Source organism: Paeniglutamicibacter psychrophenolicus (assembly GCF_030812255.1).
Taxonomy (GTDB): Bacteria; Actinomycetota; Actinomycetes; order Actinomycetales; family Micrococcaceae; genus Paeniglutamicibacter; species Paeniglutamicibacter psychrophenolicus_A.
Genome location: NZ_JAUSSH010000002.1, coordinates 516843 through 537388, shown reverse-complemented (window position 1 = coordinate 537388; position 20546 = coordinate 516843). Strand labels below are relative to the sequence as shown.

The 20546-nt window shown below is 66.6% G+C and carries 19 protein-coding genes; 9 read left to right on the top strand and 10 right to left on the bottom strand.

Annotated elements, in window-relative coordinates:
- Positions 1-96 precede the first annotated feature (96 nt).
- Positions 97-1338: a hypothetical protein gene (locus tag J2T21_RS05485; RefSeq protein ID WP_307579282.1), complete on the top strand. Its 1242-nt coding sequence runs from the start codon at positions 97-99 to the stop codon at positions 1336-1338.
- A 100-nt stretch (positions 1339-1438) separates the two neighbouring features.
- Here the strand turns inward: J2T21_RS05485 and J2T21_RS05480 are convergent, their stop codons facing one another.
- Together J2T21_RS05480 and J2T21_RS05475 are read right to left on the bottom strand one after the other, a co-directional pair.
- Positions 1439-2674: an acyl-CoA dehydrogenase family protein gene (locus J2T21_RS05480; RefSeq protein ID WP_307579280.1), complete on the bottom strand. Its 1236-nt coding sequence runs from the start codon at positions 2672-2674 to the stop codon at positions 1439-1441.
- Between the two features lie 256 nt (positions 2675-2930).
- Positions 2931-3377: a MarR family winged helix-turn-helix transcriptional regulator gene (locus J2T21_RS05475; protein ID WP_071214146.1), complete on the bottom strand. Its 447-nt coding sequence runs from the start codon at positions 3375-3377 to the stop codon at positions 2931-2933.
- A 159-nt stretch (positions 3378-3536) separates the two neighbouring features.
- Between J2T21_RS05475 and J2T21_RS05470 the strand changes: the two genes are divergently transcribed.
- The 4 genes from J2T21_RS05470 to J2T21_RS05455 all read left to right on the top strand — a co-directional run bounded on the left by J2T21_RS05470 (position 3537) and on the right by J2T21_RS05455 (position 6635).
- A complete protein-coding gene (locus J2T21_RS05470) occupies positions 3537-4730 on the top strand; it encodes an MFS transporter (protein ID WP_307579276.1) in 1194 nt (397 codons plus the stop codon).
- A gap of 52 nt (positions 4731-4782) precedes the next feature.
- Positions 4783-5622 carry an aldo/keto reductase gene (locus J2T21_RS05465; protein WP_307579274.1) on the top strand — a complete coding sequence of 280 codons (840 nt, stop codon included), beginning with the start codon at positions 4783-4785 and terminating at the stop codon, positions 5620-5622.
- 127 nt (positions 5623-5749) lie between these two features.
- Positions 5750-6079, top strand: coding sequence for a hypothetical protein (locus tag J2T21_RS05460; RefSeq protein ID WP_307579272.1), 330 nt, complete (start codon positions 5750-5752; stop codon positions 6077-6079).
- 13 nt (positions 6080-6092) lie between these two features.
- Complete coding sequence (locus J2T21_RS05455) at positions 6093-6635, top strand: DinB family protein (RefSeq protein ID WP_307579270.1); 543 nt, start codon at positions 6093-6095, stop codon at positions 6633-6635.
- Between the two features lie 88 nt (positions 6636-6723).
- Here J2T21_RS05455 and J2T21_RS05450 read toward each other — a convergent pair whose 3' ends face one another.
- The 3 genes from J2T21_RS05450 to J2T21_RS05440 form a co-directional block, all read right to left on the bottom strand.
- Positions 6724-7362: an SRPBCC domain-containing protein gene (locus tag J2T21_RS05450; RefSeq protein WP_307579268.1), complete on the bottom strand. Its 639-nt coding sequence runs from the start codon at positions 7360-7362 to the stop codon at positions 6724-6726.
- A complete protein-coding gene (locus tag J2T21_RS05445; RefSeq protein WP_307579266.1) occupies positions 7359-7736 on the bottom strand; it encodes an ArsR/SmtB family transcription factor in 378 nt (125 codons plus the stop codon). Before J2T21_RS05445 ends, J2T21_RS05450 begins: the two co-directional genes overlap by 4 nt.
- A gap of 147 nt (positions 7737-7883) precedes the next feature.
- Positions 7884-9320: an MFS transporter gene (locus J2T21_RS05440; RefSeq protein WP_071214505.1), complete on the bottom strand. Its 1437-nt coding sequence runs from the start codon at positions 9318-9320 to the stop codon at positions 7884-7886.
- A 303-nt stretch (positions 9321-9623) separates the two neighbouring features.
- Between J2T21_RS05440 and J2T21_RS05435 the strand changes: the two genes are divergently transcribed.
- The 4 genes from J2T21_RS05435 to J2T21_RS05420 all read left to right on the top strand — a co-directional run bounded on the left by J2T21_RS05435 (position 9624) and on the right by J2T21_RS05420 (position 16724).
- On the top strand, positions 9624-10292 hold the full coding sequence (locus J2T21_RS05435; protein WP_071214156.1) for a response regulator transcription factor: 669 nt from the start codon (positions 9624-9626) through the stop codon (positions 10290-10292).
- The gene (locus tag J2T21_RS05430) at positions 10289-11722 is read left to right on the top strand and encodes a sensor histidine kinase (RefSeq protein ID WP_307579263.1); all 1434 of its coding nucleotides are present in this window, start codon (positions 10289-10291) and stop codon (positions 11720-11722) included. The genes J2T21_RS05435 and J2T21_RS05430 overlap by 4 nt, the downstream gene beginning before the upstream one ends.
- Complete coding sequence (locus tag J2T21_RS05425; protein WP_307579261.1) at positions 11719-12732, top strand: TAXI family TRAP transporter solute-binding subunit; 1014 nt, start codon at positions 11719-11721, stop codon at positions 12730-12732. Before J2T21_RS05430 ends, J2T21_RS05425 begins: the two co-directional genes overlap by 4 nt.
- Positions 12733-12890: 158 nt before the next feature.
- Entirely contained in the window at positions 12891-16724 is a 3834-nt protein-coding gene (locus tag J2T21_RS05420) for a choice-of-anchor I family protein (RefSeq protein ID WP_307579259.1), read from the top strand.
- A 228-nt stretch (positions 16725-16952) separates the two neighbouring features.
- Here J2T21_RS05420 and J2T21_RS05415 read toward each other — a convergent pair whose 3' ends face one another.
- From J2T21_RS05415 to J2T21_RS05395, 5 genes are all read right to left on the bottom strand, one after another.
- Positions 16953-17120, bottom strand: a complete 168-nt coding sequence (locus J2T21_RS05415) for a hypothetical protein (RefSeq protein ID WP_307579257.1) — start codon at positions 17118-17120, stop codon at positions 16953-16955.
- Positions 17121-17205: 85 nt separating this feature from the next.
- A complete protein-coding gene (locus J2T21_RS05410; protein WP_307579255.1) occupies positions 17206-17775 on the bottom strand; it encodes an OmpA family protein in 570 nt (189 codons plus the stop codon).
- Positions 17772-18374 carry a hypothetical protein gene (locus J2T21_RS05405; RefSeq protein WP_307579253.1) on the bottom strand — a complete coding sequence of 201 codons (603 nt, stop codon included), beginning with the start codon at positions 18372-18374 and terminating at the stop codon, positions 17772-17774. The genes J2T21_RS05410 and J2T21_RS05405 overlap by 4 nt, the downstream gene beginning before the upstream one ends.
- A 95-nt stretch (positions 18375-18469) precedes the next feature.
- On the bottom strand, positions 18470-19174 hold the full coding sequence (locus J2T21_RS05400; protein WP_307579251.1) for an HNH endonuclease family protein: 705 nt from the start codon (positions 19172-19174) through the stop codon (positions 18470-18472).
- A gap of 247 nt (positions 19175-19421) precedes the next feature.
- Positions 19422-20339 (bottom strand): excalibur calcium-binding domain-containing protein, encoded by a 918-nt coding sequence (locus J2T21_RS05395; RefSeq protein ID WP_307579249.1) that lies wholly within the window; start codon positions 20337-20339, stop codon positions 19422-19424.
- Positions 20340-20546: the final 207 nt, after the last annotated feature.

Sequence of the window (20546 nt, the reverse complement as noted above, 5' to 3'; positions counted from 1 at the left end):
TCCGCGTCCAAGGATTCCCCCCAACCCGTGAGTCGATCCGTTGTACTGTGGTGGGAAGTTGCCTGCCACCTCCCACCAGCAAGAATGCGAGAGCCCGTGTCCAAGAAGAAGAAACCCACGTCCCGCAAGGCCAAGCAGGGGCACCCCGGGCGGACCGGGGCGGCCGGGAACATCGTCAGCATCGACGAGTTCCGGGTCCGCAGCAGTGGGGACGAGGTGGCTGCGGGATTCATGAAATGGGTGCGCGCCAACACCTCGCTGCCGGAACTGGGCGAACCGCTCCCGGTGCTGCAGGGATTCCTGGAAAACTACCTCGTTGCCGCCAAGACCCAGGTGGCCACGGAGCTTCATCCTTTCGCCACGCGGGTGGCCCTGGGCAAGTACTTCTTCGACCACCCGGAGGAGGACTTCGGTTTCGTCCTGCAGGTGGTGATGGGGTACCTGCTGTATCTGGACGACTCGGATTTGTGGAGCGGCAGCGACCAGTTGTTCGATGAGGTGCAGGAAGAGTTGATGGAAGCCGCAGACGAGCAGGCCGACGCAGATTTCGACGAAAGGGTCTTCGAGGTCCCGGCCCTGTCACGCACCCAGACCCGGGATGCACTGCTCGCATTGCCGCTGGCCGCGCACCTGCAGGCATTCTTCGCATGGTTCGGGGACAAGCGCGACGTCACCTCCACAGGCCGGCTCACCCGCAAGGACATCCAGGCTGCGGCCGCGGCACTGGGAGTTTCGGCGCAGGGAGCCAACACCATCCCGGTCCGTGGCCCCGATGCCGAGGACGCGCCGTTCCAGGCGACCAGCGCCCAGCAGGTTCCGCTGCTCGATTTGTTCTGGGAAGCGCTGGTGCGCATCGGCATCCTCGAGGTGGGTTCGCGGCGCGCGACCATGAACCGTCCCCTGGATGCCCTGGCCGGGGCCGCGCACGAGGAGATGCTGATGCACCTGGTACGGGACGTGGCGTTGAGCCTGTACCTGCAATTCATCGCCACGGCGGCCGCCGGGTTCGACGACGACCAGGAGTCGGAAGACGATCTCTTCGCTGACCTGCTGTCCTCCATCCTCCTGGAAGCCGGGTTCGACGAGGGGGTCCCGGTGGAGCACCTGGTGGTGGCCATGGCGACGCTGGACGAGGTGGACACCGACGAGGTGGTCCTCGCACAGTTGTTCCTGGAGCTCATGGTCGCCGAAGGCCTGTTGGAACGCGACACGCACTTCCGGATTCCCGCGGCGATGAAGAAGCTGGTCGCCTTTGCCCTGGCCGAACCCTCCGGCGTCGAGATCAGCTACGAGGACCCGGAAGACGAGGACCTGGCGTACCTGGGTGCCGAGGACTGAGGCCCGCGCACGGCGTGCTCGCCGGCCAGCGCCGCCCTGAACACCCAGGGGTGGTGGTCCCCCTGCATGGGTGCTCCCTTTCGGGGTTCGGGTGCGCGGTTTAGGTATACAGGGAGAGCGGCGCGTTGGTTCCGTGCAGGAAGTACTGTCCGACCTCGATCTTCTTGTAGTCCACCGGGTCGTGCAGCGAGTGCGTGCGCACATTGCGCCAGAACAGGTCCAGTCCCACGTCGTTCCCGGTGGAGCTGGCTCCGGTCACCTCGTCAATGCGGTTGGCCACCTCCAGCGCCACCTCGGTGGCGACGACCTTGAGCTCGGCGATGGCCACCGCAACATCACCTCGTTGCGCCGCATCGAGTGCGCCGGCGCGGCCCACCTCGGTGTCGAAGCGGCGGTTGAGCTTCTCGGCCAGGGCGCCGACGGCGGCGGTGCGCGCCTTCAGCTCCCCGATGGTGCGCTGGAAGATCGGGTCCTGGGCGTAGCTGCCGGCCGCGGAAAGGAACCAGGAGTTCTTGCGCTCCAGCAGGATCTTGCGCCCGGCCGCCAAAGCGCCCTCGGCGATGCCGAGGTAGAAGTTCCCGAAGGCCAGCTGCAGCCCCGGGGTCAGCAGCGTGACAATCGGATCGGGCGTGATTTCGCCCAGCACGTCCTCGGGCGTCACCAGCACGTCGTGGTACTTCACCGAGCCGGAGGCCGAAAGCCGCTGGCCCAGATGGTCCCAGTCCCCGAGCAGCTCCAGTCCCTCGCGGGTGCGTTCGAGCACGAATGCAAGGACCTTGCCGTCATTTGTCCCGCCGCTTACCGCGGCATTGACGACGATCACGTCCCCGACGGAGGAACCGGTGGAGAAGCGCTTGAGTCCATTGAGCCGGTAGCCCTCGTCCACGGCGGCGAGGGAGAGGTCGGGATCGACGGGGTTCACCGAATCACCCCAGAGCCAGCCTGCGGCGGCGCTGCGGGCGAACCAGGTTCCCTGGGTCGCAGGATCGGCATAGAACGCGATGCTGGACTGGTTGGCGTAGTGGTAGGCCAGCAACTGCGCGATCGAACCGTCGGCCGCCGCAATGATGCGCACCGCGGCGAAGGCCGACTCCCAGTGTCCGCCGGCCCCTCCGGATTCGGCCGGGACCAGCAGGTTCAGCAGCCCCGAATCCCGCAGCAGGCCAACCTCACTGAACGGGTCCTGGTTCGCGGCGTCGCGGGCCAACGCGTCAACGGCGAGGGCCTGGGCAACCGTGCGGGCTACGGATGCCCAATGTTCAAGTTCGCGCTCGTCGGCATGCCCGTTCCATGGGGTGCGGGGAAGAGTGTCGGTGTCAATGGCGGTGGTGCTCATGCGGGTGGTCTCCTTCGAGGGTTCGCGTCGAATCAATGACTCGACTCTAGGAACCGGGAAGGGGGTTGCGCACCCGGCGCTTCAACGGCCGAAGCGCGTTGTCATGAGGCGTCACCCCCGCCGCTGGAACGCCGCGGCGCATGCCACGGGAAGTCACCGGGCGTCATCAAGCGGACATGCGGGCACACGGAAGGTCATGGATATTGCCCGCGCTCGCCGGTGATGCGGCGGGATGCGCGGTGGGTCTGGAGGCTGGCTAGCCGTTGCCGCTGGCAGCGACCGCGGTGACCAGGCCCTGGAGCTCGGGGACCCGGGCGGCGTTTTCGAGCGCTTCCCGGAGCACCGCATCATGTGTCGGGTGGGCCTCGACGAGCAGTTGCTCCCCCGCCTCGGTGAGTTCGGTGTAGATCCCGCGCCTGTCATCCAGGCACAGGATGCGGGTCAGCAGGGCACGGTCCTCGAGACGGGTCACCAATCGGGTGGTGGCCGACGAAGAGAGTGCGGCGGCACGGGCGAGCTGGGCCATGCGCATGTGCCAGCCGTCCTGCCGGCTCAGGGCATCGAGCACCGTGAATTCAACGACGGAGAGCCCGTGCTTGGCCTGCAGGGCGCGCTCAAGCTCTCCCTCGATCAGGTTGTGCAGCGCGGCGAGCGTGCGCCAGCCCTGCGCGCGGACCTGCACTGCGTCGTCCTTGATCCCCATGGGTGATGCTCCTCGTGTTTTCCGACTCCCCAAGAGTAGCACCTTGCGCCGATATAGCGCGTATGCAATCATTGTGTCAGCAGTTAGTTGCAGACGCAACGATCGATGTGGGGAAACCCTCCGCATCTCATCCCAGCCCTCATACACCGAAGGTTCTCCATGCCCATAGCTCTCTACGCCCTTGCCCTGGGCGGTTTTGGAATCGGCTTGACCGAGTTCGTCATCATGGGCCTGTTGCCCGAGGTTGCCGCGGATTTCGGGGTCACCGAAACCGTCGCCGGCTACCTCATCTCCGGCTATGCCCTCGCCGTGGCTATCGGTGCCATCATCCTCACCGCAGTGCTCAGCAGGCTGGACCGCAAGAAGTCGCTGCTGTTCCTGATGCTCCTGTTCATCATCGGAAACCTGCTCAGCGCCACCGGCCCGAGCTACGAGCTGGTCATGGTCGGCCGGATCATTGCCGCGCTGTGCCACGGCGCCTTCTTCGGCATCGGTTCGGTGGTTGCCGCCGACCTGGTGGCGCCCAACAAGCGTGCCGGGGCCATCGCCTTCATGTTTGCGGGCCTGACCATCGCCAACGTCCTGGGCGTCCCCTTCGGGACGCTGCTGGGCCAGGCCACCGGCTGGCGCTCCACTTTCTGGGCCATCACCGCCATCGGCATCATTGCCTTCATCGGCATCATGGTCCTGGTCCCGGGCAACCTGGCCCGTTCCGCGAGCACCGGCGTCTTCGCCGAATTCAACATCTTCCGCAGCCCGCAGGTCTGGCTTTCGATGGCTGTGACCATCCTGGGCTACGGTGGCATGTTCGGCGCCTTCACCTACATTGCCTTCACGCTCACCGGCGTCAGCGGCTTTGCCGCCGGTTCGGTCCCGTGGCTGCTGGTGCTCTTCGGCGTCGGACTTTTCGTGGGCAACATCCTCGGGGGCAAGGCCGCGGACCGCAATCTGGCCGCCACGCTGATCACGGTGCTCTCCATCCTCACCGTCGTCCTGGTGGCCTTCGCACTTCTTGCCGGCAACCAGATTGCCACGGTCATCGCGCTGGTTCTCATGGGCGGCATCGGCTTCGCCACCGTCCCGGGCCTGCAGATGCGCATCATGAACCATGCGGCGCATGCACCCACGCTCGCCTCGGGCGCCAACATCGCCGCGTTCAACGTGGGCAACGCGCTGGGCGCCTGGGTCGGCGGCCTGACCATCGCCGCGGGACTGGGGTACACCTCACCGCTGTGGGCCGGCGCGGGGATCACCGTGGCGGGACTCGCCGTCATGATCCTTGCGACCCGCGTGCGCGGCGGCGAATACTCCGGGGCCCGCGCGCCCGAATCGGTGCCCGTCACCGTCGGCTAGTGCCACACCCCCACCCCAACCACCCGACCCAGTCAATCCCAGGAGAATCCCCATGAGCATTTCAACCACCACCATCCCGACCATCACCCTCAATGACGGAACCAGCATGCCGCAGCTGGGCTACGGAGTCTTCCAGGTCCCCGAGGCACAGACCACGGCCGCGGTGTCCACGGCACTGGAAACCGGGTACCGCAGCATCGACACCGCCGCCATCTACGGCAATGAGTCCGGGGTCGGCCGCGCCCTGGCCGATTCCGGCATCCCGCGCGAGGAGCTCTTCGTGACCACCAAGCTCTGGCTTGCCGACCTGGGCCGGGAAACGACCCGCGACGGGCTGGCCGCAAGCCTGGACAAGCTGGGCCTGGACCACGTGGACCTGTACCTGATCCACTGGCCGGGCACCGACACCGAGGCGTACCTCGAATCCTGGCAGGTGCTGGAGGAACTGCGCGCCGCGGGGCTGAGCCGGTCCATTGGAGTCTCCAACTTCCTGCCGGAACAGCTCGAGCGCATCATCGGGCTCGGTGGCACGGTGCCGGCGGTCAATCAGGTGGAGCTGCACCCGTTCCTGCAGAACCGCGAGACCGCCGCGGTGAACCGTGCCCACGGGATCGCGACCGAGGCCTGGAGCCCGCTGGCCCAGGGCGCCGTGCTGGATGACCCGGCGGTGCTGGCAGCCGCAGCGGTCCATGGCGTCACCCCCGCCCAGGTGGTGCTGCGCTGGCACCTGCAGCAGGGCAACGTGGTGATCCCGAAGTCCGTCACCGCCTCGCGCATGGCCTCGAACCTGGATCTGTTCGGCTTCGACCTGGACACCGACAGCATCGCGGTGCTCGATGCCCTGGATCGCGACGGGCGCACCGGCCCGTTCCCGGGCACCTTCAACGGCTAGTTCCGCCCACCTTCCACCGCTTCCCGGACCACCGCGCTCCGGGTCCGCCTTGGTGCGGGCCCGGGTGTGCCGGTGTTCCGTGCCATGTTGTGCTGCCGCCGTCTGCGAAACGCGCGATACTGAAGACATGGAACTGGTTTTGCTCGTAATCCCCGGATGCCCGAATTCCGGCACCGCCAAGGAACTCTTCGACACGGCACTAGGCCTCGAAGGCATCACGAATGCGGTCGAAGTTCGTGAAATCACCACCCAGGACCAGGCCGAACGATACGACTTCCACGGATCTCCCAGCTTCAGCCTCGACGGCACCGACCTCTTTGCCTCCGCTGCCGCACCGGCCGTGGCCTGCCGGGTCTACCCCACGGCCTCGGGACTCGCCGGCCAGCCGGAGATTGACGAGTTGCGCCGGGCCATCCGGGCGGCCCTCCCGGCACCTGCACCCAACGCCCGCGCCTAGCCACAAGGCAGTCATGGACCCGGACCGGGAACGCATCCTCGCCCAGTACGCCCGCGCCGAGCTCCAATTGCGCGACTGGTTGGCCCGGGCGTCCCCGTCCGACCTCGGCCGCCGCAGCAACGGCACCCGCTGGAACAACGAGGAACTGCTCTTCCACATGGTCTTTGGATATATGGTGGCACGCGCCCTGTTGCCGCTCCACCGGGTGCTTTCCCGGTTGCCGGCCCCCGTATCCGCCGGATTCGCCGCCGCCTTGGATGCCGCAACCGTCCCCTTCGATGCCGTCAACTACTGGGGCTCGAAGGCCGCAGCCCGCTTCTACAACCGTCACCGGATGGCGGCAAGGCTCCATCGGGTCCTGGCGGTGCTGGGCAGGAAGCTCGAGTCCGAGTCTCCCGCCGCGCTGTCCCGCGCCATGCCCTTCCCGACCCGCTGGGACCCGTTCTTCACCCGAGGCATGACCCTGGTGCAGCTCTACGCCTACCCCACCGAACACTTCGACTTTCACGCCGGGCAGTTGGACCTGCCCCGCGGGCCGGAACCCGGATCTTCCTGAGTCCTCCGGACAAGCAAAGGCCACCCGCCGGCACGTTTGGATGAACGCCAGGCGGGTGGTCTTTGCTTGTGGCCGTGGCCCCGCGGACCTAGCTGGAAGCCGGGTCTTCGCTGCCGGGAGCGAACTGCGCCAGGGAAATGGCCAGAGCTTCCTCGAGCTGTTCGCCGGTGGCCGTGCCCGATTCGCGCACCGCCTCGGCCCAGACCCGGACCGAACGCTCGGAAAAGGCCAATGCCTCGGGGGAATGCGCGGCCGCGGCCGGGTCCTCGGCCACGATTCCGTCGACGAACAGCCCCAGGGCCAGGAACATTCCGTCCCAGCCCGGACCCACCCATAGTGCCCCGGCACCGCTTTGGGCCATGGCCAGCGGGACGGTGTGCTCCAGCTCCAGGGTCGTGGTGCCGGGTTCGTCGGCGGCAAGGCGCAGCTCGACGAGGCTGTCCTCGCCGCCGAAGGTGACCTTCAGGCGGGTCGGTGGCGAGCATTCCAGGATGCGTCCACCGGCGTTGCCCTCCAACTGGAAGGTTCCGCCTTCATGCAGCTCACCGCTGATCGGAAGGAACCAGCGCGGGATCCGCTCGGGATTGGTCAACGCGTCCCACAGCTCCGCGGGACCGGACTTGTAGGTGCGGCGCGCCAGGACCGAGACGGCTTCGCTTCCGTCTTCCAGCTTCCGCTGGGAGACCGTCCGGTCGATGGCGCCGATCTGGCTTGCAATGTCGATCATTGTTGCTCCTTGGGTGTGGTCTGTGGGTCGTCCGCGGCAGAAGCGGCCAGCCGCCGTTCCCGTTTTCCGCGGGCAATTTCGGTTTCCAGCGCATCCAGCGGCTGGTCCCAGAAATGCCTGAAGTCCTCGAGCCAGGTGTCGATCTCGCGCAGCGGTTCGGAGGAAACGGCGTAGAGCCTGCGGGTGCCCGCCGCCCTGACCGAGGCGAATCCGCTTTCCCGAAGCACCTTCAGGTGCTGCGAGACGGCGGGTTGGGAGATCCCGAACTCGTCCCGGATGCGTCCGGCGATGGCCCCGGAGCTTTGCTCTCCGTGGGCCAAAAGCTGGAGGATACGGCGCCGGGTCGGGTCGCCCAGGACTTCAAATGCATGCACAACCCCATACTACAACTCTGCCTTATATAAGCAAGAGCTTAATATGGGTCGTTGAAGACCTCTTCGCCGGGCACGAAAAAGCCACCCGCCTGCACGTTGGGACGCGCGCAGGCGGGTGGCTTTTGGTGCGGATTGCGCAGATCCGGACTAGGCGTCGACGAGTTCCTTCTTGTCGTCGTCCGCGTCCGTGGCACCCGGAGCCCCGGCGTCCGGGTTCTTCCCGGTCCAGGCATGGCCCTGTTCGTTGTCCAGGTGCGTGGTCTTCTTGTTCTTCAGCGCGAAGATGTAGACCAGCAGCGAGATCCCGATGGCCACGGTGACGTAGGTGAAGAACAGGTCAACGCGGTCGGCCTTCTGCAGCGCGGCGCCGATCAGCGGGACGGTTCCGCCGAAGAGCGAGTTCGCGATCGCATAGCCCAGGCCCACGCCCAGGGCACGGATGGAGGCCGGGAACAGCTCGGCCTTCACCAGCGCGTTGATCGAGGTGTAGCCACCGACAATGACCAGCCCGCCCATCATCAGCAGGAAGGCGAAGAGCGGGTTTTGGGTCTTGGACAGCATCGAGAGCAGCGGCCAGGTGAACAGGACACCTGTGATGCCGAACCAGAGCAGCAGCGGCTTGCGTCCGACCTTGTCCGAGATGATGCCGTAGACCGGCTGCAGCAGCATGAAGATAAACAGCGCCCAGAAGTTGATGACCGAGGTCTGGGTCTTTTCGATGCCCGAGGTGTCGTTCATGAACTTCAGGATGAAGTTGGTGTACGTGTAGAACGCGACGGTGCCGCCCAGGGTGATGCCGATGCAGACCAGCAGCGGCCTCCAATACTGGGTGAACAGCAGCTTCATGGTGCCCGGGCGGGCCTCGCCCGCGGCGAGGGGCTTGTTGGCGGCGGCGACCTGCTCCGCGGACACCGTTTCCTCCATGGTGCGCCGCAGCCACAGCACCACCAGGGCGGCCACGCCGCCGATGGCGAACGGGATGCGCCAGCCCCACGCGCTGAGCGTCTCGTGGCTCATCGTGTTTTGCAGGATGACCAGCACCAGCAGGGCCAGCATCTGGCCGCCGATCAGGGTCACGTACTGGAAGGAGGAGAAGAACCCGCGGCGCCTGGAGGTCGCGGCCTCGGACATGTAGGTGGCGCTGGTGCCGTACTCCCCGCCCACCGAGAAGCCCTGCAACAGGCGCACGAAGACCAGCAGGATCATGGCCCACATGCCGATCGCTTCCTGGGTCGGCAGGATCGCGATGGCGAACGAGCCGGCGCTCATCAGGGTCACCGACAGGGTCAGCGCAGCCTTGCGGCCGTGGCGGTCGGCGTAGCGGCCGAAGAACCAGGCACCCACCGGGCGCATCAGGAACGAGGTGGCGAACACGGCCATGGCCTCGAGGCCGGCCTGCAGCTCGTTGGTCGAGTTGAAGAAGTGCGACTGGAAGTACGCGGCGAACACCGTGTAGACGTAGAGGTCGAACCACTCCACGAGGTTTCCGGCCGAGCCCTTGAGGATGTTGCTCACGGCCTTGCGGGTCGCGGCCGCCTCAACCGGGTCCTTGACGCGGGCGCCGCGGCGCGGCGCCTTCTTCATGTTGTCCAGGGCGGCTTGGCCCATGGGTGTTCCTCCTCTTGCGTTGGCGGCCCCCACAATGCATCGAGGGCCTCAACCAAGGTAGTCGCGCCACCGGCGGCATCCAACGCGAGAGCCGATTCCTAACGCTTCCTTAGGACTCGCCCGCGGACCCCGGGGCGGCCGGGAGTTCCCGCGGCACCGAAGACGGAACGGCGGGAACCCCGAGGAAATGGTAATCTCCAAGACGGACACGCCACGCACAAGAAGGCCGTGAACAACAACTTTTTTACGACACCATCCACAAAGCTAAGGAACCGGTCCATGGACGTACTCATCGTTGAGGATGACGACTCCATGGCCGCGGCACTCACCGCGGCGGTGTCCTCCACCGGGCACGGCGCCGCACGGGTGGCCCGCGGAACCGACGCATTGCTGCGCCACCGGGACTTCGACGTGATCCTGCTGGATCTGGGGCTGCCCGACATGGACGGGCTCGAGGTGCTGCGCAAGCTGCGCCAGGTCACCGACGTCCCCATCCTGATCCTCACCGCCCGCGACGACGAACGCTCCGTGGTCCTCGGGCTGCGCTCGGGCGCCGACGACTACCTGATCAAACCGGTCAAGCTCGTGGAACTGCTCGCCCGCATCGAGGCCGTCACCCGGCGCGCGATGCCCGCTTCCGGACGCAAGGACTCCCTGATCCGCCTCGGGGAACTGGCACTGGATACCGACCGGCGCGTGGTCCAGGTCAAGGGCACGGAACTGGCGCTGACCCCCACCGAGTTCGACCTGCTGGCCCTGCTGGCGAAGAACGCCGGATCGGTGGTGACCCGAGAACAGATCCTGGACACGCTGTGGGGAGATGCATTCCTGGCCTCCTCGCGCTCGCTGGATGTCCACCTGACCGGCCTGCGCTCCAAGCTGGCGCTGCCCGGATTCATCGTCAACGTCCGCGGCGTCGGGTACCGGATCGAAGCCGACCCGCAGTGAAGCTTCGTGTCCTGGGCGTGCTCAGCGTGCTGGCGCTGCTGCTGGTGCTGATCGTCTCCAACGTGATCCTCTCCTCGGCGGGGCGCGAACTGACCTCCGCGCTGCAGATCAACCGGGCCGCCTCGCTGAACCGGATCGCCCAGGTCGCCTTCGATGCGGCGACCGATTCCGACACCACGGTGCTGCAGCGGGACATGGACACCTACTCCGGGCTCTACGAGGAGGGACTGGTGGTGCGCCTGCAATCCGGCACGCTGGTCTCCGGCGGGCTGGACCCCGAGCGGCCCGATGTGCGCGACGCACTTGCCCGGGCCTCGCTGAACCTTTCCGACACCGAGCTGGACCCCGTCACGCCCTTTGGCTCCGGCACCGAGGTGATCTCCCGGTCCTTCGGGTCCGCGAGCCAGGTGCTGGGCGAGGCGGTGATGGAGGTAAACCTCGACGCGGCACGGGCCAAGCTGCGCGCCCGCTGGCTGGCCACCGGCGTCGCCGCCATCGCGCTGGCCACGCTGCTGTTGCTGCTTGCCGGACGGGTCACCGGCTGGGTGCTGCGCCCGGTACAGCGACTGGGAACGGCGGTTCGCGAGCTCAAGGACACCGGAAAGACCTCCCGGCTCCCGGAGGCCGGTCCCCCAGAGCTGCGCGAGCTTTCCCGTTCCTTCACCGCCATGGCCACCACGCTCGGGGAGGTCATCGAGTCCCAGCGCCAGCTCATCGCCGACACCTCCCACCACCTGCGCAACCCCGTCGGGGCGCTGCGCCTGCGCGTGGACTTGCTGCTGCTCAAGCTCAAGAACAAGGACGAACGGGAAGCCGGGGCCGGGGTGCTGGCCGAGCTCGAACGCGTCGAGGAGATCCTGGACTCGGTGCTGCGGCTCGCGGTGGCCGAGCACCGGGTGATCGAGGATTCGGCCGGCACGGCCCCCGGCGAGCTGGAGGCACTGGTCCCCTCCGGGGTCAACGCCTTCGTGGTCCTGGCCGAGGAGGTCGACCGCGCCCGACCCGCCGCCTTGAAGGCCGGCAACACCATCACCCTGGCCACCGGGAAGGATCCGGGCATCGAGATCGACTGCAACCGCATCGAGCTGGCCCAGATGCTCGGCGAACTGCTGAACAACGCCATCAAGTACGCCCCGGGCACCGAGATCACCGCCGAGGTCCTCCAGGTGGGCTCGCGGATCATTCTCGAGATCGCCGACGCCGGGCCGGGCCTGGCACCGGCGCAGCTGGCCGCGGCCACCACCCGCTTCTGGCGCGCCCCGGAGCACGCCTCGATCCGGGGTACCGGAATGGGCATGACCATCGTGGACAAGCTCGCGACGGCCAACGGCGGGCACCTGGTCCTGGGTGGCAACAAGCCGCACGGGCTGCGCGCCCGGATCGTGTTCGATGCCGTGGTCCCCGGCCCGGGACGGGAAGACGGCCGATGAGAAACGAACCGGGCTCCCCCGCAACGCTGTCCCGCCGAATGCTGCTGCGCGCCGCGTGGGCCACCGCTGCCGCAGGCGTCCTGGCCCCGGCGCTGGCCTCCTGCACCACCGGTTCGCATGCTGGCCCCATCGTGGTGGCCGGCGGGGAACCCGGCGGCTTCTACCTGGAATTCGCCACGCTGCTGGCCGACTCCCTGCAACGGCACCGTGTCTCCGAGTCCGCCACGGTGCTGTCCACCGGCGGCAGCCTCGACAACGTGCGCACGCTGCTGCGCGGCGAGGCGACGCTCGCGGTGGCCCTTGCCGATGCCGCGTCCTTGGAAGGCGGGCCGCAAAGCCAGAACCCCGGGCGCATCGCGGCGTTGGGCAAGGTGTATGAGAACTACGTCCACGCGGTGGTGCGCAAGGACAGCGGCATCTCCTCCCTGACCGACCTGGCGGGGCGCACCGTGGCCGTGGGCCGGCCGGGCTCGGGCACCTCGCTGATCACCCCGCGGCTCTTCGAGGTCGCCGGGCTCGTCTCGGCCCCGGCCTCAGGCGCCAGGTCCTCCGATGCCACCACGGTGCGCAGCCTGGGACTCAACGACGGGATCGCCGCGCTGTCCGCGGGAAAGGTCGACGCCTTGTTCTGGTCCGGCGGGGTGCCGACCGCGGCCATCGCAAAGGCGCACGCCGAAACCGGGTTCGCGCTGCTGGATCTCTCGGCGCTGCTGCCGGGGCTGCGCGAGAGGTACGGGGCCTTCTACGACAAGGTGCTGGTCCCGGCCGGAAGCTACGCGGGCATGGAGGCGGTGTGGACCGTCGGGGTCGCGAACCTGTTGCTGTGCCGCGCGGACCTCGATGCCGACACCGCCAAGGCCACGGTCAAGCTGCTGGTGGGGCACGCCGACGAGCTGATCCCGCGCTCCAGCGTCGGGGTGCAGTTCCTCAGCGCCGATTCGCTGATCAACACCGCGGACATCCCGCTGCACCCGGCCGCCGCGGACGCCTACCGGGCAATGCACGGGTAGCCCAAAGCCCCTGCGCCCGGGTGTGGCCCGCGTTTTCCGAAATCACCACGATTCGGCCCCGACTTCTCCGCGTTGGCCTCCGTTCACCAAACAGAAACCTTCAATCGATAGACATTGGTGTACTCACTCCTGCACACTCGCTATTTGTTGGGAAAACCATGTCTAAACCAAGGCGTCCATTGCGTCGCTTGACCCGAGCGTCGGCAGCCATCGCCGCGCTTGCACTCGCCGGTTCCACGTTCTACGCCTCGAGCGCAGCCGCGGGAATCGTGCCCGATCCAATCACCCACTCGGCGAAGGGTGCCGGACTCGAACTGTCCGCCATCGGCTCCTACGAGACCGGCACCTTCGATGAGTCGGCAGCCGAAATCGTCACCTACCACGCCGCCAGCAAGCGTCTCTTTGTGGTCAACGCGCAGGCCGGCGCCGTCGACGTCCTGGATATTGCCAACCCGGCCAAGCCCACCAAGCTCTACTCGATCTTTGGTTCAGGAATCGCCAACTCCGTGGCGGTGCGCGCCGACGGCCTGGGCGCGATCGCCCTGGAGTCTTCCACCAAGACCGCCAAGGGCTCGCTGCTCTTCTTCGATGCCACCGCGGACCAAGCCAAGGTGCTCGGCAGCGTCGAGGTCGGCGCCCTGCCCGACATGGTCTCGATTTCCGCGGACGGCAGCTACGCCGTGGTCGCCAACGAGGGCGAACCGGCCGGCGATTTCTCCTCGGACCCCGAGGGTTCGATCAGCGTCGTCACCCTGCCGGCCAAGCTCACGTCCCCGGCACAGTCCGCGGCCAGGACCGCCACCTTCCACGAATTCGAGGCCGGCGGCTCCAAGAAGCTGCCGGCCGAGGTGCGCGTCTTCGGGCCGGCCCCGCACGGGGACGACAAGCCGGTCTCGCGAAACCTGGAACCCGAGTACATCGCCATCGATGGCAATACCGCCTACGCGGCATTGCAGGAAGCCAACGCGATCGCGGAGATCGACCTGCCCAGCGCCACCGTCACGGCCATCCGTGCCCTCGGGTTCAAGGACCACTCTCTGCCCGGCAACGGCCTGGATGCCTCCGACAAGGACGGCAAGATCGACATTCGGACCTTCGACGGTCTCAAGGGCACCTACATGCCCGACGGCATCAACGCCTACACCTCCGGCACCACCACCTACCTGGTCACCGCCAACGAGGGCGATGCCCGCGAATGGGGCGACTACGCGGAAGGCACACGTGTCAAGGACCTGGGCCAGGACGGACTCGTCCCGGTCTGCGAGGACAGTCCCGCCGCGGGCCTCCTGGCGGACACCGACCTGGGCCGGCTGAACGTCACCACCGCCTCCGGGCTGAACACCGACGGCAGCTGCTACGAGGAACTTGTCGCCTTCGGCTCCCGTTCTTTCTCCATCTGGAGCACCGACGGCAAGCAGGTCTTCGACTCGGGAGACGACTTCGAGCAGATCACCGCCGAAGCCAACCCGGCATTCTTCAACTCCAACCACTCCGAGTCGAACCTCGAGGGCCGCAGCGAGGACAAGGGCCCCGAGCCGGAGAACCTGGCCATCGGCATCATCGGCGAATCCACCTATGCCTTTATCGGCCTCGAGCGCGTCGGCGGTGTCATGGTCTACGACATCACCAACCCCAAGGATTCCACGTTCGTCACCTACGTCAACAACCGCGACTTCGCCGAATCCGTCGAGGACGGCGGCAACCTCGCCGCAGCCGGGGACCTGGGTCCCGAGGGCCTGGCCTTCATCCCCGCCGAGGGCTCGCCCACCGGCGCCCCGATGCTCGCCGTCGGCAACGAGGTCTCGGGGACCACCACGCTCTTCGCCATTTCCGGCGACGCGGTTCCCGCGCCGGCACCCGAGAAGCCGGCGACAACCAGCATCCAGGTGCTGGGCATCAACGACTTCCACGGCCGCATCGAGGCGAACGGCTCCGAATCCGGGGCCGCGGTCCTGGGCGGAGCCGTCAAGGAAATGAACGAAGCGAACCCCAACACGCTCTTCGTCTCCGCGGGCGACAACATCGGTGCCTCGACCTTCACCTCCTTCTCCCAGCAGGACAACCCGGCCATCGACGCGCTCGGCGCGGCTGGCCTGGACGTCTCGGTCGTGGGCAACCACGAATTCGACGCCGGCTTCAAGGACCTCACCGAACGCGTCATCCCGCGCTATGCAACCGCCACCGGCGAAAACGGTGCCGATCTCGCGCTGGGCGCCAACGTGTACCAAAAGGGCACCAAGACCCCGGCGCTGGGCGAATACGCGATCCGCGAGGTCGACGGCGTCAAGGTCGGCTTCATCGGCACGGTCACCGAGTCCACCGCGGCCATGGTCTCCCCCAACGGCATCAAGGACATCGAGTTCGGCGACCAGCTCGAGGCTGCCAACCGCGTGGCAGACCAGCTGTCCGACGGCCAGGACGCCAACGGGGAAGCCGACGCGATCGTGCTGCTGACCCACGACGGGTCGGCGGTGGACACCTGCGAGGCCATCGCCACCGAAAAGACCACCTACGGCGAGCTCGTGCGCAAGGCCTCACCGAAGATCGATGCGATTTTCTCGGGCCACACCCACCAGTCCTACGACTGCTCGTTCCCCGTTGAGGGCTGGGCAGCGGGACTTGAACGCCCCGTCGTCCAGTCCCACCAGTACGGCACGACCCTTGGGGCCCTGGCCCTCGAGGTCGATCCGGAAACCAAGGACGTTGTTTCCCTTGACGCCGAGCTGCTTGCGCTGACCACGACCGACGAGGCTGGGGAAACCACCGCGAACCACTCGGCCCTGGCCTCGGTGGGCGAGATCGTCGAGAAGGCCACCGCCGAGGCGGAGGTTGCCGGAGCCGTCCGGGTGGGCGAAATCAGCGCCGACATCACCCGCGGCGGCACCGAGGGCTCGGACCGCGGCGTCGAATCAAGCCTCGGGAACCTGGTGGCCGACATGCACCTGTGGTCGACCTCCAACGAGTCCTTCGGCGGCGAGAAGGCCGACATCGGCATCATGAACCCCGGCGGCCTGCGCGCCGACCTGCTCTTCGGCAAGGAAGGCACCGTCAGCTACAAGGACGCGGCCAGCGTCCAGCCCTTCGGCAATACGCTGATCACCCAGGACCTCACCGGTGCCCAGCTCAAGGACATCCTCGAGGAGCAGTGGCAGCCCGAGGGCTCCTCGCGCCCGAGGCTGCACCTTGGCATCTCCGCGGACCTGGCCTACATCTATGACCCGGATGCCGCACGGGGAGAGCACATCAAGTCCATGACGTTCAAGAGCGAGGAAGTCACCGCGGACCAGGTCTTCCGCGTGGCGGCCAACTCCTTCCTGGCCGAGGGAGGGGACAATTTCACCACCTTCGGCAAGGGCACCAACGCCGCCGACAGCGGCCAGATCGACCTGGTCGCCGCCGTGGAGTACTTCAAGGCACACCCGCTGATCGACCCCGCCCCGCTGGGCCGCGCCGTGGTGGCGGGCACCGACTGGGCCACGGTCGACCTCGGAGCAGCCACCGTCACGCAGGGCGAAACCCTCAAGGCCAAGGTCACCGGGCTTGCGGAGGGCATGCGGATCTCCGCGGTCCTGCACTCGGACCCGATCGAAGCACTCGAGATCCCCGCGGCCAACGCCGAGGGCGCAACCGCCTTTGAGATCGCGATTCCGGCCGACTTCGAGACCGGAGCCCACACGCTGCTGGTCTCGACCGTGGGCCACGAGGACATCGCCGTCGAGGTCGAGGTTGCGGCCGCGACCGCTCCGGGCGAAACCCCTGCACCGAGCGAAACTCCCGCACCGGAGGATCAGGAGCCATCCAAGGCAACTGTCGGACCGCAGGCCAATGACGGCGACAACGAGCCGGAAGCTGCTGCACCCCAGCCGAACGGCGACCTGGCCAACACCGGTGCCACCGTCGGCGTGATCGCCGGTGCCGGCGCACTGCTGGCTGCGGCCGGCGGGTTCCTGCTCTGGCGTCGCCACCGCGCAACGGTGGACAGCGCCAAATAGGAACGCTCCACCAGCGCCAATCGTCCCGTGCCCCCACCACCGGTGGGAGCCGCGGGACGATTGCGTTAAGCGGGCGGACCCGCCTGCCCAATCGAGGAGCGTGGCCGCGAGGATGAAGGCCATGGACAGCAGCGACGGGCCGCTGGCACCGTGCAACAGCTTGGCTTGGCTTGGCTTGGGCCAAGCCCAACCCGGCTGCGATGGACAGGCCGCGCTTTGGAGCACGTCCTAGGCGCGGGACGGGTCCGGCTTCGCGCTCTCGTCCGCGCCGTCCTCGACGGGCTCCGATCCGCCTTCCTTGGCCTCCCGGATCCGTGGATCCCTGGGCACTTCGCCATGCGGCGGGCGGTCGTAGAACTTCCTGTAGCGTTCGTCCTCGTGGTGGTTGTTGCCCATGGAGTGCCTCCCGGAAAGGTTCGGATACCTCCACGGTTGCACCGGCATCGCTTCTTGGCAACAGCTTGTTCGCGGGGCTATCGGGTCAGTGGGTGTAGATGATTTCCACTCGCCGGTTTGCCGCAAAGGTCGAGGGATCCTTCGGGTCCTCGCGCACCGCCGGCACGGTGGCGGCCAGTCCCTTGACCTCCAGCGTCAGGTCCTTGCGCTCCGCCTTCAGGACGGCTGCAACCGCATTGGCCCGGTCGGTGGAAAGCCTCATGTTGCCCACCGTGCTCTTGACCGAATCGGTGTGGCCGTTCACTTCCACCGTTGCACCCTTTGGGATCTTGTTCGCGAGCGCACCCAGCCGGGCTCCGGCGGCGGCGGGGAGCTTGGAACTGTCGGGCGTGAACAAGATGTCGGTGGCCAGGCTGATCGTGGTTTCCCCAGCCTTGGTGGCCACCTGTTCGACCGCCTTGACCGAACGGCCGGCGTCCCAAACACGGATGCTGCCCCGGGTATCCCAGGAACCCACCGACCTGTCCAGTTGTTCCCTGGTCGGCTCGGGCAGTTCCCGGGGGCTGTCGTAGGACGCCTGGACCGGGAGGGCCTGCAGACCGAGGGATGCCGCAAGGAGTACGGCGAGCACGGCCCGCGTGCAAGTGCGGCTCATCGTTGCACCGGAATGTCGGGGAATTCGGCCATCGCGTCGAGCACGCGCAAGTCAAAAGCGTCGTTGTCGTCTTTCGGCGCTGCATAGACGCCCCACCAAATGACCGGTTCATGGTTGGTCGTCTCGGTGCGCACCCGGTCCGTCGCCCAGGTGTAAACGGACTCGGTCAGCAGCGAATATTCCTTGAGGTTTTCCCGGTAGACCAGCCGCGGATTGAACGTCACGTTTCCGGTCATGTCGTAGACAGAAATGGCCTCGGAGTCGCTGACCGAGGCGAAGTCCGGAGTGAACACCAACTTCAGGACCATCGTCTTTCCCTCGACCACCAGGGACTGGACGCCGTAGGCCACCTTGTCGTCCTTGGAGCCTGGAGTCTTGTACTCCTGCTGGGCGATCACCGTCCCGGTATCGACCGACACAACGCGAGCCGGAGCGTCTTTTTCCGCGGCGGCGGATTCAACCGGCGAGTTGGTGTCCGTGGAGGCGGGCGCCTGGTTCTGAACGCTGCATCCGGCCAGCAACGCGGTGGCCAGAACACCAGCAAAAATCAGGGAAAGGACAGGTCTCGTGACTCTCCAGGTGGTGTCGCGGCGAGACATCTGTTCCCGCCATGGGCTCGGGGATCAACCATCAATTGTTCCGGATTCCCATGTCAAAGACCATTTAAGACAATCTGGGTCCAGTCCCTGGATCTTCAACCCGCGGGGATCGGCTGCCTTGTGCATTGCGAGGTGAGGATTCGCTTGATCCCTTCGTGCTCGGACTTGGTCATCCATAATCCGTGCTTGGCCTTGATCGCGGTCTGCCGTGCGACGTAGGAACAACGGAACGACTTGTTCGGCGGCAACCACGTGGCCGCATCCGAATCGCCCTTGGAAGCATTTGACGGACCATCAACCGCCAAGAGGTTCAGTGGGTCATTGGCAAAGACCACCCGCTGCTCTTCGGTCATCTTTTGCGCCCCCTTTTGCCAGGCATCGGACAGCGCCACGACGTGGTCGATCTGGACCTTGGTACTGGTCCCCTGCCCGCGTACGAAATCGATGCGTTTTCCCGTGAACGGGTCCGCGAGCACACCGCTGGTGATGACGCAGCCGTTGGTTCCCGGCTTCGCCTCGATCCCTGTCAGGTCGCGACGCAGCATGTCGTTGCGGGCATCGCAGCCGTTGCGGTCCGGATCTTTCCAGCCGCTGCCGAACAAGCTGCGTTCGTAACCGGTCTTCGGTGCCCGCCCCTTGATCTGGATGCCCGCAAGTTGGTGCAGCGCCGTACCGGCCTTGGCTCGGGTGGGGTTTTCATTGCCGGACGATGGTGCCGGTGCCGCAGAGGCGTCTGCAGGTGCCTGCGATGGCTCGGCCGGCGCCTGGGCCTTTTCGGCCGACGGTTCGGGTTCGGGCACGGCAACTGCTGCTGTTGCCTCCGGCGTGGGTGCCTCCGACCAAACCACCAAGGGTTCCGCGGTTGGAGCCTCGGACCAGATGACCGGCGCAGCACCAGCCGGGGCTTCGATGCCAGTTCCGGTGCAAGATACCAAGACCAAGCCGAGCGCCAAGGCCATCCCCGAAAGAAGGACTGCAGATCCGGCCCTGTTGCTGGGTTTCGGGCTCCTCCCGCTCGTGGAACCAGCCGGTGTCCAGCCTTCGTCGCTACTCACAGGCGACGCCGTCGCCGTCGCGGTCCAGTTTGCGGCTGTATCCCGGTTCGCCCCTGTGGATCGGTGCAGCTCCGGCGTTCCTCACCGCGGTGCAGTTCTGGTAATAGGTGCTGGAGGGACTCTTCCGAACCTCTGTCTCGGCATTCTTCTTTTTGCGGGTCTTTTCTGCGGCCAGGGCGGCCTTGGCCTCGGCTGCTTTCTTGGCCTTTGCAGTTGCCGCCGCCTTCGCCTTCTTGGCGTCGGCCGCTTCCTTGACCTTTGCCGCTGCCGCCGCCTTCGCCTTCTTGACCGCAGCGTCTTCCTTGGTCTTCGCCGCTTCCGCCGCTGCCGCCTTTTTGGCATCGGCTGCTTCCGCAGCTTCCTTCGCCTCGGCTGCCGCTGCCTCGTCCAGCTTCTTCTGGGTTTCGGCTTCGCGGGCTACCGCAAGGTCCGCCTCGGCACGATCGTGGGTGTCTTGGTCGACCCAGATCAGGGCGCCGGCTGAATCCTCGTCGCAATAATTGTTGTCATCGCCCTGGGTCATGACCTGGTAGTCGAATTCGCAGGACTTGCCGATGAAGCTCGCGAGGTCCGCCTGGAGCGTTTCGGCCACCGCTGGTTCCTCGAGCAAGGCCTCCGGGCCGGCAGTCCCCTCGGTGCCGCTCAAGGCAGTGCCTGCAATCGTCAGGACCAGCGCCGCGCCGGCGACCCCGGCCCCGAACTTGCGATTCGGGATCCTCGCCCATTTGATGCCGTTGGCCAGCAAAGCCACGATGCCGAGGATCAGGGCAATGATTCCGGCAAAAATCATCACCCCCGGCAGCGCCCCGGCGATGCCCAACAGGATCAGGACCGCAACGGCAAGCCCCAACCAGATCCAACGCACGTTCTTCCGCCGTTTCAACGGCACCGATTCATTGCTCCAGCCCACGATTTCCCCAAAGCTTCAACTATTCCAACCAATAGCCAAACCATAGCCAGTATTGCGCGGGTGGTCATTTCTTACTTCGCGTTGCCGGCCCCCGATTCACCCAAACGTCGGGTGACAGCGATGAATGCGATGCGGTGCGCACCGATTGTGACCGCCTCGCGGTGATACGCCGATGGCCGGGACGCGCAAGATGCGTTCCCCGGCCTT

Coding starts and splice junctions, on each gene's coding strand:
- J2T21_RS05480 (WP_307579280.1), bottom strand. CDS start 2,674: ATGAGCACCACCGCCATTGACACCGACACTCTTCCCCGCACCCCATGG.
- J2T21_RS05475 (WP_071214146.1), bottom strand. CDS start 3,377: ATGGGGATCAAGGACGACGCAGTGCAGGTCCGCGCGCAGGGCTGGCGC.
- J2T21_RS05470 (WP_307579276.1), top strand. CDS start 3,537: ATGCCCATAGCTCTCTACGCCCTTGCCCTGGGCGGTTTTGGAATCGGC.
- J2T21_RS05465 (WP_307579274.1), top strand. CDS start 4,783: ATGAGCATTTCAACCACCACCATCCCGACCATCACCCTCAATGACGGA.
- J2T21_RS05460 (WP_307579272.1), top strand. CDS start 5,750: ATGGAACTGGTTTTGCTCGTAATCCCCGGATGCCCGAATTCCGGCACC.
- J2T21_RS05455 (WP_307579270.1), top strand. CDS start 6,093: ATGGACCCGGACCGGGAACGCATCCTCGCCCAGTACGCCCGCGCCGAG.
- J2T21_RS05450 (WP_307579268.1), bottom strand. CDS start 7,362: ATGATCGACATTGCAAGCCAGATCGGCGCCATCGACCGGACGGTCTCC.
- J2T21_RS05440 (WP_071214505.1), bottom strand. CDS start 9,320: ATGAAGAAGGCGCCGCGCCGCGGCGCCCGCGTCAAGGACCCGGTTGAG.
- J2T21_RS05435 (WP_071214156.1), top strand. CDS start 9,624: ATGGACGTACTCATCGTTGAGGATGACGACTCCATGGCCGCGGCACTC.
- J2T21_RS05425 (WP_307579261.1), top strand. CDS start 11,719: ATGAGAAACGAACCGGGCTCCCCCGCAACGCTGTCCCGCCGAATGCTG.
- J2T21_RS05420 (WP_307579259.1), top strand. CDS start 12,891: ATGTCTAAACCAAGGCGTCCATTGCGTCGCTTGACCCGAGCGTCGGCA.
- J2T21_RS05415 (WP_307579257.1), bottom strand. CDS start 17,120: ATGGGCAACAACCACCACGAGGACGAACGCTACAGGAAGTTCTACGAC.
- J2T21_RS05410 (WP_307579255.1), bottom strand. CDS start 17,775: ATGAGCCGCACTTGCACGCGGGCCGTGCTCGCCGTACTCCTTGCGGCA.
- J2T21_RS05405 (WP_307579253.1), bottom strand. CDS start 18,374: ATGTCTCGCCGCGACACCACCTGGAGAGTCACGAGACCTGTCCTTTCC.